The 11622-nt window shown below is 43.3% G+C and carries 12 protein-coding genes; 5 read left to right on the forward strand and 7 right to left on the reverse strand.

The genetic code is table 11. The features are described 5' to 3' along the window. Positions 1-888: 888 nt before the first annotated feature. The 4 genes from BLV54_RS08095 to BLV54_RS08110 form a co-directional block, all read right to left on the reverse strand. Positions 889-3648 carry a valine--tRNA ligase gene (locus BLV54_RS08095; protein ID WP_090570366.1) on the reverse strand — a complete coding sequence of 920 codons (2760 nt, stop codon included), beginning with the start codon at positions 3646-3648 and terminating at the stop codon, positions 889-891. 103 nt (positions 3649-3751) lie between these two features. Further along, complete coding sequence (locus BLV54_RS08100) at positions 3752-4099, reverse strand: hypothetical protein (RefSeq protein ID WP_090570369.1); 348 nt, start codon at positions 4097-4099, stop codon at positions 3752-3754. Positions 4100-4135: 36 nt separating this feature from the next. Continuing rightward, complete coding sequence (locus BLV54_RS08105; RefSeq protein ID WP_090570373.1) at positions 4136-4573, reverse strand: DNA polymerase III subunit chi; 438 nt, start codon at positions 4571-4573, stop codon at positions 4136-4138. A 17-nt stretch (positions 4574-4590) separates the two neighbouring features. Continuing rightward, a complete protein-coding gene (locus BLV54_RS08110; protein WP_090570376.1) occupies positions 4591-6081 on the reverse strand; it encodes a leucyl aminopeptidase in 1491 nt (496 codons plus the stop codon). A 265-nt stretch (positions 6082-6346) separates the two neighbouring features. On the opposite strand from BLV54_RS08110, the gene serB reads away from it, so the two are divergent. Both serB and BLV54_RS08120 read left to right on the forward strand, forming a co-directional pair. After that, positions 6347-7177 (forward strand): phosphoserine phosphatase SerB, encoded by an 831-nt coding sequence (serB, locus tag BLV54_RS08115; RefSeq protein WP_090570378.1) that lies wholly within the window; start codon positions 6347-6349, stop codon positions 7175-7177. Positions 7178-7286: 109 nt separating this feature from the next. Continuing rightward, positions 7287-7985, forward strand: coding sequence for a Bax inhibitor-1/YccA family protein (locus BLV54_RS08120; RefSeq protein WP_090570381.1), 699 nt, complete (start codon positions 7287-7289; stop codon positions 7983-7985). A gap of 92 nt (positions 7986-8077) precedes the next feature. Here the strand turns inward: BLV54_RS08120 and cysM are convergent, their stop codons facing one another. The 3 genes from cysM to BLV54_RS17245 all read right to left on the reverse strand — a co-directional run bounded on the left by cysM (position 8078) and on the right by BLV54_RS17245 (position 9928). Next, complete coding sequence (gene cysM / locus BLV54_RS08125) at positions 8078-8959, reverse strand: cysteine synthase CysM (RefSeq protein WP_090570384.1); 882 nt, start codon at positions 8957-8959, stop codon at positions 8078-8080. Positions 8960-9117: 158 nt separating this feature from the next. Beyond that, a complete protein-coding gene (locus BLV54_RS08130; RefSeq protein WP_090570387.1) occupies positions 9118-9420 on the reverse strand; it encodes a ComEA family DNA-binding protein in 303 nt (100 codons plus the stop codon). A 130-nt stretch (positions 9421-9550) separates the two neighbouring features. Then, positions 9551-9928, reverse strand: coding sequence for an integrase core domain-containing protein (locus BLV54_RS17245; RefSeq protein WP_218132352.1), 378 nt, complete (start codon positions 9926-9928; stop codon positions 9551-9553). Positions 9929-10073: 145 nt separating this feature from the next. Between BLV54_RS17245 and BLV54_RS16060 the strand changes: the two genes are divergently transcribed. The 3 genes from BLV54_RS16060 to BLV54_RS08150 form a co-directional block, all read left to right on the forward strand. Further along, positions 10074-10544: a hypothetical protein gene (locus BLV54_RS16060; protein WP_256329280.1), complete on the forward strand. Its 471-nt coding sequence runs from the start codon at positions 10074-10076 to the stop codon at positions 10542-10544. Then, positions 10481-10822, forward strand: coding sequence for a hypothetical protein (locus BLV54_RS16805; RefSeq protein WP_256329284.1), 342 nt, complete (start codon positions 10481-10483; stop codon positions 10820-10822). The genes BLV54_RS16060 and BLV54_RS16805 overlap by 64 nt, the downstream gene beginning before the upstream one ends. Positions 10823-11102: 280 nt before the next feature. Further along, positions 11103-11622, forward strand: a 520-nt coding sequence (locus BLV54_RS08150) for a transposase (protein WP_143032452.1), incomplete at its 3' end; no start/stop codon positions are given.

An 11622-nucleotide genomic window follows, 5' to 3' on the forward strand; every position in this document is an offset into this window, starting at 1 on the left:
TAATTTCACATACTAAAAACACAACCATTTGAATCAAATCATTATATAAACTACCCGACTGCAAATTACTTCATATTAAAATTTCTATTGATTTCTCACCCTTTAATTCTGACAAGAATTCTAGCATGTCAGATTTGTACTAACAAGGGAAAATCATGATTTTTATAGAAAAATCCCCCTGTTTTGAATGTGGTGATTTCCCTGTTTTGAATGTGGTGATTCTTTTATTTGCTGTTTTTTTAGTTTAAAAGAGGTATTTTTTTAACATGGAAAAGTTCTTCCTTTTATCTAATTTATTTTCTTTGCAATGATATTAGATAAGGTTTAAAAAAACACAAAAACTAGAAAATCTTTAATTACCTTTGATACTCACTCTTGCTAAAAAAGCGATATCAATGCAATCTCATTTGCTTTAAGGGAGATAAACAAATGTTAATCAGGCCAGCAAGCCCCATAGCAAATTGATGAAAGTAAGAAATAAACTTATTCCCTTCCTGTTGTAGTGTTTTTTTCTACAAACTCAGACAAAGATCGTCAATACCTTGGCTCTCCGGTCGAATTTTTATTCCTTCCAAACGGCATTGGACTACGTGCTGAGTTATAAGTCAGATCCCCAATGCTCCGCCACTCACTCCGATTACACAGTTTTTGCATTTTTTTTCACTATCCTTTTACCCAACTGGCACTAATGAAAAACTGCGCAGGCTGCAAAAGGATCTTATGCTCTATTCACATCGTCTTCCATATGGAAAACAATTCGATTATCAGCAAGTAAATATTGAGATTTGAGCTATCGACAAACAACGAAGTGCTTGCTGCTGTTCAGCATAGCATCACTATCAATAGCACTAAGCAATATTTTTTTCTTAAAAATACATACTTAAAAGACTAATTTAATTTTTGCAATTGCTCTACCAATTTAGTCAACATTGCCTTAAAACCTGCCAAGCGTTCTTTCTCCTGTGTAACCACTTTTTCTGGTGCGCGTTGCACAAAATCAGGATTATCAAGCTTTGTTGTGGCCTTGCAGATCTCCCCTTCCAGGCGAAGAATTTCTTTTTGGAGCCGGGCGCGCTCTGCGGATACATCTATTTCAATTTTGAGCATCAATCGAAATTCACCGACAACTGCTACTGGCGCATCTGCATCAGGCAGACCACCTGGCATAATTTCTACATCGGATAACTTAGCCAATGCTACTAAATAACTAGAAAAACTTGCTAAGGCAGATTGATTGCCCTCAATCAGCAAGGGAATTCTCTCAGCTGGAGACAGTTTCATTTCACCACGTAATGTGCGACATGCATTTACAATCTCTTTGAGTAGCGCAATGCGGTTATTGGCTTCCTTGTCAATGCGCGCAGGATCGGCTAGTGGATAAGATTGGCACATGATACTCTTACCTTCTTTGTCGACCAGAGGTGCAATTTTTTGCCACAATTCCTCAGTAATAAAGGGGATCACAGGATGTGCCAGCCGGAGTGCAGCTTCAAGCACGCGCACTAGCACACGGCGCGTAGTACGCTGCTCAGTACCCCCCCCTGAACTTAACTGAACCTTAGCAAGCTCCACATACCAATCACAGTATTCATCCCAGATGAATTCGTAGAGTTCGCGTGCAACCATATCAAAGCGGTAATCATTAAAGGCTTGCGCCACACTCTGTTCAGCTTGTTGCAACCGACCGATAATCCAATTATCAGCATGAGAAAACGCCAATGGCAACGAATCATCCAGCCCGGTATCTTTTCCCTCACAGTTCATGAGGACAAAACGAGTGGCATTCCACAGTTTGTTACAAAAATTCCGATAACCTTCACATCGCTGCAAATCAAATTTAATATCTCGCCCATGCGAAGCCAGACTGGCAAAAGTAAAACGCAGTGCATCGGTGCCAAACGCAGGTATCCCCTGCGGGAATTGCTTACGTGTATTTCTCTCGATTGATTCACCCTGTTGAGGATTCATCAAACCTGTAGTGCGCTTTTTAATCAGCTCCGGCAGCAAAATACCATCGATCAGATCAAGTGGATCCAGCACATTCCCCTTGGATTTACTCATCTTCTGACCTTCCGAATCGCGGATTAACCCAGTTACGTAAACTTCACGAAATGGCACTTTTCCAGTGAAATGCAGTGACATCATGACCATGCGTGCAACCCAGAAGAAAATGATGTCAAACCCAGTTACCAGTACTGAGGTCGGCAAAAAGGTCTTGAGCTCGGCTGTTTCCTGCGGCCATCCCAGTGTTGAAAATGGCCATAATGCGGAAGAAAACCAGGTATCAAGCACATCTTCTTCTTGCTTGAGATTTTCCTTACCTGATAACCACTGCGCTTCCTCAAGATTATGCGCAACTGTTACATTGCCATCCTCATCATACCAAGCAGGAATCCGGTGACCCCACCACAATTGCCGCGAAATACACCAATCCTGTATATTTTCCAACCACTGGTTATAAACATGTGTCCAATTTTCCGGCGTAAATCGGATCTCGCCAGTGGCCACCACTTCCAAACCACGTTTGGCCATCCCTTCCATAGCCACATACCACTGATCAGTCAGCATGGGCTCTATGACGGTTTGAGTGCGATCCCCTCGGGGAACCATCAGCTTGTGTGGCCGTATTTCGACCAGCAATCCCTGTGCTTCTAGATCACTAATAATCTTTTTCCGCGCCTCAAAACGATCCAGTCCCTGATATTCGACTGGAGCAAAATCATTGATTTTTCCATCAAGGGTAAAAATATTAAGTGGAACCAGCTTATGGCGTAAGCCGACTTGATAATCGTTAAAATCATGTGCGGGTGTGATTTTCACACAACCCGTACCAAAAGTCGGATCAACATATTCATCAGCAATAATAGGGATCGTACGCTCGGATAAGGGTAATCGGAGGTGCTGCCCAATCAGATGACGGTAGCGCTCATCCTCTGGATGGACAGCCACCGCCATGTCACCTAGCATCGTTTCAGGCCGTGTGGTTGCAACAACTAAGCCACTCCCCTGCAATCCAGCACCTCTATCCTCTTCGAATGGATAACGAATATGCCAAAGTGAACCTGCTTCTTCTGTTGAAATGACTTCCAAATCAGACACTGCGGTTTGCAGTACAGGATCCCAGTTAACCAGACGCTTGCCACGATAAATTAACCCTTCTCGATATAACCGTACAAATACCTCTGTCACTGCCTGGGAAAGCATCTCGTCCATGGTAAAACGCTCACGCGACCAGTCGCAAGAAGTGCCCATCCGCCGCATCTGGCGCGTAATGGTTGAACCTGATTCCTCTTTCCACTGCCAGACACGCTTTAGAAACGCCTCACGTCCCAGCTTCCGCCGATCAATATTTTCCTGATCTAATTGGCGCTCTACGACTATTTGTGTTGCAATGCCTGCATGATCTGTACCAGGCTGCCATAGTGTGTTATTTCCCAGCATGCGATGATAACGAATCAATGCGTCCATCAGAGTGTGCTGAAACGCATGTCCCATATGGAGGGTGCCCGTTACATTAGGAGGTGGTAACATGATGCAGTAGGCAGTTACACCTTGTTTATTTGACGATCTGAAATAGCCAGATGACTCCCACTCTGAATACCAGCGAGTTTCTATGAGTTTTGGATCAAAACTTTTTGCAAGTTCCATGGAAATTTAATTGTTAAGTTAGCATAAACAGAAAACCTGTTATTATATCGAAAGGCATCGCCACAAAAAGCTAGGTTATTAGCTATTAGAAATTTACAGGTTTCTAGACAAGCGCCGCGATAGCGCCTGAAGGAGTTAGATTGATTTTAACTTCCCGCAGTATTGCATCGAATACATAGCAAAGTAAGAAGGAAATATCGGATTCTAGTGACCAGACTGCCGAAGTAAGTATACGTTTTTCAGTCAGCGTTGGAATCCTTTGTTCCACCAATGGTTGTATTTTCTCCGCTTGATCCCAAGCATTCCGTGAAGAAACTGGAAGTGCCAAGACAGCTTCCTTGGGATGAATCATGACAGAAGATTTCTTCCGATACCGCAATAATACTACTTCCAGCTTATTCAACCACACATCATCATCGATCTTGGCAGATATCACAGAATGATCAGTCATCGTAAAATGAGAAAGAATGAATCGTTTTGGTTTAGTTCAATGCAGGTTCTGACCAAGCTTATGATGATATACACTGAGGCCCTGTTCCTGATAAAAACGATAACGTTTACGAGCGACTACCTTGTCCTCTGGGGCATTTCCGACAATTTCAATTACTCTTTGAAACCGATCATAAATTAGTGGCACTTCATCATGCAAATTAAGCAAGACCTCATAGGGCACAATCTGCTGAATTTCCTCACTACTACCAATTAATATCACTGGTGTAACGTTAACCACTCTGTCACCGACATGACAGTGCGGAATAAAGCTGGTGGGGGAGAATGTCCAGAGCAATTTATCGAAACGATTCAGAAGCGACGAATCTGGTATATAAATCATTATCTTGAGCGCTTGCTGAATCACTTTCTCACTTAATCGGCACGCAACCAGCAATTTGTCAGATGCACCCGAATAAAAATCAATTTGTGCCATCGTTTAAACGATCATCTTTATACTTTCGCTCGCGAAATCAAAAATTGAGTCAGAAGTGGTACCGGCCGGCCGGTAGACCCCTTTTCCTTACCATTTTTCCAGGCCGTACCGGCAATATCAAGATGTGCCCAAGGATATTTTTCTGTAAAGCGTGACAAAAAGCAGGCAGCTGTGATCGTTCCTGCTGAGCGTCCACCAATGTTTGCCATATCGGCAAAGTTGCTCTTCAACCATTCCTGATAATCATCCCACAGTGGCAGCTGCCAAGCACGATCCAACGCCAATTCGGAAGCCTGTAACAATTCCTGGGCCAACTGATCGTTGTTACTCATTAAGCCAGATGCTAAATGTCCCAGCGCAATGACACAAGCTCCAGTAAGGGTTGCGATATCAATTACGGCATCAGGCTTATACCGCTCAGCATACGTCAGCGCATCGCATAAAATCAGCCGCCCCTCAGCATCAGTATTCAGAATTTCAATTGTTTGGCCAGACATGCTTTTCACTACATCTCCTGGTTTGGTTGCGTTGCCACCAGGCATGTTCTCAGTCGCAGGAATAATACCGACGATATTGAGAGGAAGCTTCATTTCCGCCGCCGCTGTTAATGTGCCCAACACACTTCCTGCGCCACTCATATCAAATTTCATCTCATCCATCTCAGCTGCTGGCTTTAATGAGATACCCCCAGTATCAAAAGTAACCCCCTTACCGACTAGCACAATAGGTTTTTCCATTTTTGTCAAGCCACGGTATTCCAACACAATTAATTTGGCAGGTTGATGGCTTCCACGTGCAACAGCAAGAAATGCGCCCATGCCAAGCTTTTCCATCTCTTTCTGCCCTAACACAGAAACCTTAAGATCATAAGCTTTAGCCATATCGGTAGCTTGCTCAGCAAGATAGGTCGGTGTACAGATATTGGGCGCAAGATTGCCTAGATCCTTGGCTACATTTATGCCCCGCGCAATTGCGAGACCCTGCTGCAGCGCTTTCTCTCCTGCCAGAAGCGACGCTTGATCGTTCACATTTATCGTGATCTTACCAAGAGCAGGCTGTTCTTTTTCTGGTTTACTTTTGAGGCGATCAAAGCGATAAGTGCTTTCCGTCCCCAGAATCACTGTCTGAGTAATTTTCCATGCAATATCCCGTTGCTTTAATGGAATATCCGCCAAGAAGAGGGTAGCATCTGCAGCAGCTGTTTGAGATAACGCTTTGAATGTCGTTAAAACTGCTTGTTGATATGCCTTATCATTGAATTCTTTCTCTTTGCCTAGCCCAACCAACATCACGCGCTTACTTGCAATATCAGGAACATTATGTAACAGTAAAGTTGTATTAGCGCTACCCTCCATATCACCTTGACGCAAGATATTACTAATGTAACCCTTGGAAGTATCGTTTAAAATTTTTGCAGGCTCGGTTAATTTGCGTGATTCGAATACACCTACTACGATACAAGCTCCACGTTGTTTTTCTGGGGTGCTGAGTTTGATTGTAAAATCCACTTTCTACTCCTTATTAATTATTCTCTAAGATGAAAGAAATTCATAAATAAATCTGCATGGATTATCGCTACATTTATTGTATAAAGTCAAAATAAGCAACATCGCATAACTGGAGTAGAATCTATATCTTAAAATCAATTTCGAATTAAAAGCGAGCGCATACCCAGACACCAATCTATGAAAACTCCATTACATCTGGAGTACTTTGCTTTGCGCTTGCTCCGATTAACACAACTATCATAATTAATAATAACTCGGATATCCCATGAACCTCATCATCCAAGGATTAGATATTGAAAACAACGATCTGCGAGCAATCGCAAAACTTGCTCAAGCTAGCCATATTGAGCGTGTTACCGGGCAAGCGTTCCGCTTGGCAAACGCCAGCCCCCATCCCGATATACCTGAATACTGCGCTGAAGTACAACTCGATTTTGCTTTTGTTCCGATCGGAACAAAATTAACTAATTTTGGGTTGATTGCAATGGATATGGACTCAACCCTGATCGCCATTGAATCGATTGATGAAATAGCTGGCATGCACAATGTTAAGCCACAAGTTGCAGAAATTACACAGAGCACCATGCGAGGCGAAATTGACTTTGCTGAAAGCCTGATTCGGCGGACAGCACTTCTTGAAGGATTGCCGCAAGAAGCGTTGCAAAAAGTTTATGACGAAAAGGTTAGATTAAATCTTGGTGCCCAAAAATTGCTACAACGCATGCAAGCAGCAAACCTCAAGACCATGGTAATTTCAGGTGGTTTTACTTTCTTCACTGATAGAATCAAAACAGAGCTCGGATTAGATTATGCCTTTGCAAATACATTGGAAATCAAGGATAGAAAACTAACTGGCCAGGTGCTTGGTAAAATTATTGGTGCCGAGGGAAAAGCTGAAGTATTAAGGCGCATCCGGGATGAGCTAGGTCTAAAAAGAGAACAGGTTATCGCTATTGGTGATGGCGCCAATGATCTAAAAATGCTGGAATCGGCAGGCATTGGCATTGCTTACCATGCCAAGCCCATTTTACAAGAGAAATCAACTTATTCCATTAGCTTTGTGGGATTGGATGGTATTATCAATCTTTTCGAGTAATTGAGATTACGCACATCTTGCTAGATACTTGAATAAAAAGCATTTGCAACTTTTAATAAATGCGGGTAGTCTAAATTTAGTTTTTTAAAAAAAGATAAAAGGAGAGTTTATGCAACCTAATATGCGATACATAGCATCTACTGCCCAAACAGGAGATTTAGGCGTCATTCGTAATAAGGTATTGCGGAATACCTACTGGATGCTGAGCCTGACAATGATTCCAACCGTCATCGGCGCGGTAATCGGAACAAATACAAATTTCTCTTTTCTTGCCCAATCACCCATCATAGGCTCGCTGGTCATGTTAGCTGTAATGATAGGACTGATGTTTGCAGTAAGTGCTACCCGCAATAGCATTTGGGGCGTGTTATTACTTTTCGCATTTACATTTGTGGCAGGTTGGTGGTTAGGACCATTACTCCAATATGCACTAAATTTTAGTAATGGCGCACAATTGGTTGGTACAGCAGCAGCTGGAACGGGTGTAATCTTTTTTACTCTTGCAGGAATTGCTACGGTAACCCGTAAAGATTTTGGCTTTTTGCGTAATTTCTTGATGATTGGGTTAATATTGCTGATTCTTGCTTCACTGGCTAATTTATTCTTTGCGATGCCCGCTGTATCGCTGGCAATCTCCGCTGCTGCAGTATTGCTTTTCTCAGGATTTATCTTGTTTGATGTTAGCCGTATCGTAAATGGTGGCGAGACTAATTATGTAATGGCAACACTGGGTATTTACCTTAATATTTACAATTTGTTTATTAACTTGCTGCAGTTACTGCTGGCTTTCTCAGGTGAAAGAGATTAACTAGTTACTGTATCTCTGTAAAACAAAAAGGGTGGTCATTTTTGACCACCCTTTTTGTTTAATAATGACATCTGTCAAATCTGGTTTTTTAATTAAAAAACGCCTGTAGATAAATAGCGATCCCCGCGATCGCATACAATAAAAACAATCACCGCATTATCTAGTTCTGCAGAAACTTTAAGTGCTGCAGCAAGCGCGCCACCTGACGAGATACCCGCAAAGATTCCCTCTTCACGCGCCAAACGTCGAGCCATAGTCTCAGCTTCTTGCTGCGAAACCAGCATGATGCGATTCACCCGCTTAGGATTGTATATTTTTGGCAAATAATCTTCTGACCACTTACGAATACCCGGAATCTGCGATCCTTCTTCTGGCTGCACACCAATAATTTCAATAGTTGATTTTTTTTCCGAAAAATATCGAGCACATCCCATGATTGTGCCTGTAGTACCCATGCTACTTACAAAATGGGTTATTTCCCCACCCGTATCACGCCAGATTTCCGGAGCAGTTCCCTCATAATGAGCTAACGGATTATCAGGATTAGCAAACTGATTAAGAACAAATCCCTTGCCTTCTTCTTGCATTTTCTCCGCAATATCACGCGCCTTTTCCATCCCCCCTTCTTTAGGGGTTAATATGATTTCAGCACCAAACGCACTCATTGCTTGTCGACGCTCTATACTCAAATTTTCCGGCATAACGAGAATCATCCGATAACTCATCATGGCTGCCGCCATCGCCAAGGCAATACCCGTATTGCCACTAGTAGCTTCAATTAAAGTATTACCTGGTTTGATATCACCACGCTTTTGCGCATGCTTGATCATAGAGAGTGCCGGTCGATCTTTCACTGAGCCGGCTGGATTATTTCCCTCAAGCTTAGCCAGAATGGTATTACTGGTCTCTCCAGGGATACGTTTAAGTTTTACTAATGGTGTATTACCAACAAAATCCTCTATTGTTTTGAACATAGACAATGCAATTTTGCAATTTTTGCTAGATAGTTGATTATCGCATATGTCATTAAAAATAAATGATTCAAAGAATCAGTACAGGCAAAAAAAATACCCCCAGAAATTGAAATGTATTTCTGGAGGTATAGTATCGCCTCGCTAATTTATCGATTAGATTATTTTTTCTGTTCAACTGCTATTTTTTCTTCCGCGCCCACTACAGATGTATCGCCTACTGTCAGATCGTTGCGGATCTGCTTGAGAGTGCCCGCTCCGATACCACTCACTTTTTCCAAATCGTCAACCGAACTAAACAGACCATGCTCATTTCGATATTCAACAATGGCTTTTGCCTTAGCCGGACCAATTCCTTTCAGCACTTCTAGCTCGGATTGTGAAGCGGTATTAATATTTACAGCTGCATAAATACTACTACTCAACACAAAATAGATAATTATCAGTTGTAGTAACCTTATCATAATCACTCCTAATATGGAAAAATGCTTTGTTACCTTTGACAGGTCTTTATTGCTTATAAAGCAAAGAATATATCGGCATTTTTCTCAATCTTATTGAGTAAATTTTAGATAAACTTAAGTGCAAGAAATCTCAGGGTTGTTTACAGAGAGGTTGATTGAAATACTGTTGGAGTATTTCATAAGGAGTTGAGTTATTCAAACTCTTATGTAGTTTGACAGTGTTATAAAAGTTAATGAAGCGGCCGAGTTGAATTTGCCGGTCGGTGTAGTCTTTAAAGTTGGTCTGGTCATGCCACATCTGTATGAGGGTGCGGATAGCGCGTTCAGCTTTGCCGTTAGTTTGGTGTCGATTGACTTGGGTGAATTTCTGGCCGATACCGTGTGCTTTGCAGGTTTTAACAAAAGCATGACTGTCAGTGCCTTTATATTCTTTGCCATTATCAGAATAAACGTAATCGATCTGACAAGGGCATTGGGCGAGGATTATTTTCCCGCTGGGCGGATGGATGTCCTCTTACCTACACCAGTCCAAATGCACCTAAGGTGGTTGATATACTGGGCACATGGTTGTTGTCGATTCTGGATGGGCAGCGGCGCTATGCGCACATAGCCGGACTACGTGGCGATGAAGTTGCACCTGAGATACTTGTGGTATGGGCAAGATTGTCAGCGATGAGAGCTTACGCCGTGCGCTGAGTGCGCTTGCACCCGGCTTACCCAAACGTTGTGATGAAGCACAACGTGCTGCCTGCCTGGCCCAGGTAATGAAGAGTGCGATCTGGATGGACACAGCGCTAAGTGAGAGTACTCGTGAGGCCTTGAGTACTGCTTGGATTCTTGACGCTGATACCAGCGTCAAGCTGTTGTATGGCCGCCAAATAGGCGCTGAGATCGGCTACAATCCCAGGAAGCCAGGGCGACCAAGCCACACTCTGCATACTTACTGGATCAGCAATGTTCGGCTGGTGCTTGATGTTGAAGTGCAAAACGGTAAATCCCATGCTCCCAAAAGATTAAACTCTGGGAACATACTGTACTGGTTACCAATGCGGACTACTCCCTGGAAGCTTTTGGTCAGCTATACCGCAATCGAGCAGATTGTGAAAATGGCTTTGATGAATTGAAGAATCAATGGGGCTGGGGTGGCTATACCACCCATGACCTGGAACGCTGCAATCTCTCAGCACGGGCAGTCACACTGATCTACAATTGGTGGAGTGGGTATGTTCGCCTGGCACACCCCAGAACGCACCTGGAAGCAATTACGAGTCGCCCTATGCTGCTAAGCGGTGTTGCTCGCCTGACTCGGCATGCAGGTCAATCTCGTCTATTGCTGACGTTGGCTCATGAGACCGGGAATCATGATCAAAGTAATGATCTCCAATATCCGCAACGGTCTTGACTCAATTCTGGCAAATGCGCCTCAGTTGTCAAAAATGGAGCGATGGCCTACTTTGGTACACTACATTGTCAACAAAATTATTGCTGCCAGATCAGAAAATCCTCCAGTTCTCAATTCGCCAACCTTTCATTTGGCTTCCAGCTCGGGTTAAAAGAGGAATTTAGGTTAGTCGCCCCTGAAATACTATAGAAACTAGCATAAATATTGGCATTGAGGGATACTCAAAAGGTATGGAATTTGCCAGAATTAATGCTATTGACCCCTAATTTCTGGTGAATTGATGAAGCCAAAGAAGCAAGAACCCACCCCCTGTGATGATCTTTTTCGCATGAGACTGGAGCAGATGTTGGACCAGCGCCACGAGCTGTATCGCCTGGCAGGGAAGATTGACTGGTCTGTAGTAGAAGAGCGGTTTGAACGACTGTATTCAGATGAAGGCCGCCCAGCTATTCCGATCCGCTTGATGGTAGGGCTGCACTACCTGAAGCACACTTTCAACGAATCGGATGAAACGGTGGTGGAACGCTGGGTGGAGAATCCCTATTGGCAATACATCTGTGGAGAAGAATACTTTCGCCACGAATTGCCAATCGATCCCAGCCAGATGACGAGATTTCGTGACCGCATAGGCGAAGCAGGCTGTGAATTCATGTTAAGTCTAACGGTGGTAGCAGGAATTGCCACGCAGACCGTATCAAAGACATCGCTCACAGCAGTAAACGTGGATAGCACGGTGCAGGAAAAAGCGATCAATTACCCGACAGATGCCCGGCTGTATCATAAGGCTGGAAGTGCACTGG

It is taken from the genome of Nitrosomonas sp. Nm33 (genome assembly GCF_900107265.1).
Lineage (GTDB): Bacteria > Pseudomonadota > Gammaproteobacteria > Burkholderiales > Nitrosomonadaceae > Nitrosomonas.

Coding starts and splice junctions, on each gene's coding strand:
- BLV54_RS08095 (WP_090570366.1), bottom strand. CDS start 3,648: ATGGAACTTGCAAAAAGTTTTGATCCAAAACTCATAGAAACTCGCTGG.
- BLV54_RS08100 (WP_090570369.1), bottom strand. CDS start 4,099: ATGACTGATCATTCTGTGATATCTGCCAAGATCGATGATGATGTGTGG.
- BLV54_RS08105 (WP_090570373.1), bottom strand. CDS start 4,573: ATGGCACAAATTGATTTTTATTCGGGTGCATCTGACAAATTGCTGGTT.
- serB (WP_090570378.1), top strand. CDS start 6,347: ATGAACCTCATCATCCAAGGATTAGATATTGAAAACAACGATCTGCGA.
- BLV54_RS08120 (WP_090570381.1), top strand. CDS start 7,287: ATGCAACCTAATATGCGATACATAGCATCTACTGCCCAAACAGGAGAT.
- cysM (WP_090570384.1), bottom strand. CDS start 8,959: ATGTTCAAAACAATAGAGGATTTTGTTGGTAATACACCATTAGTAAAA.
- BLV54_RS08130 (WP_090570387.1), bottom strand. CDS start 9,420: ATGATAAGGTTACTACAACTGATAATTATCTATTTTGTGTTGAGTAGT.
- BLV54_RS16060 (WP_256329280.1), top strand. CDS start 10,074: ATGGGCAAGATTGTCAGCGATGAGAGCTTACGCCGTGCGCTGAGTGCG.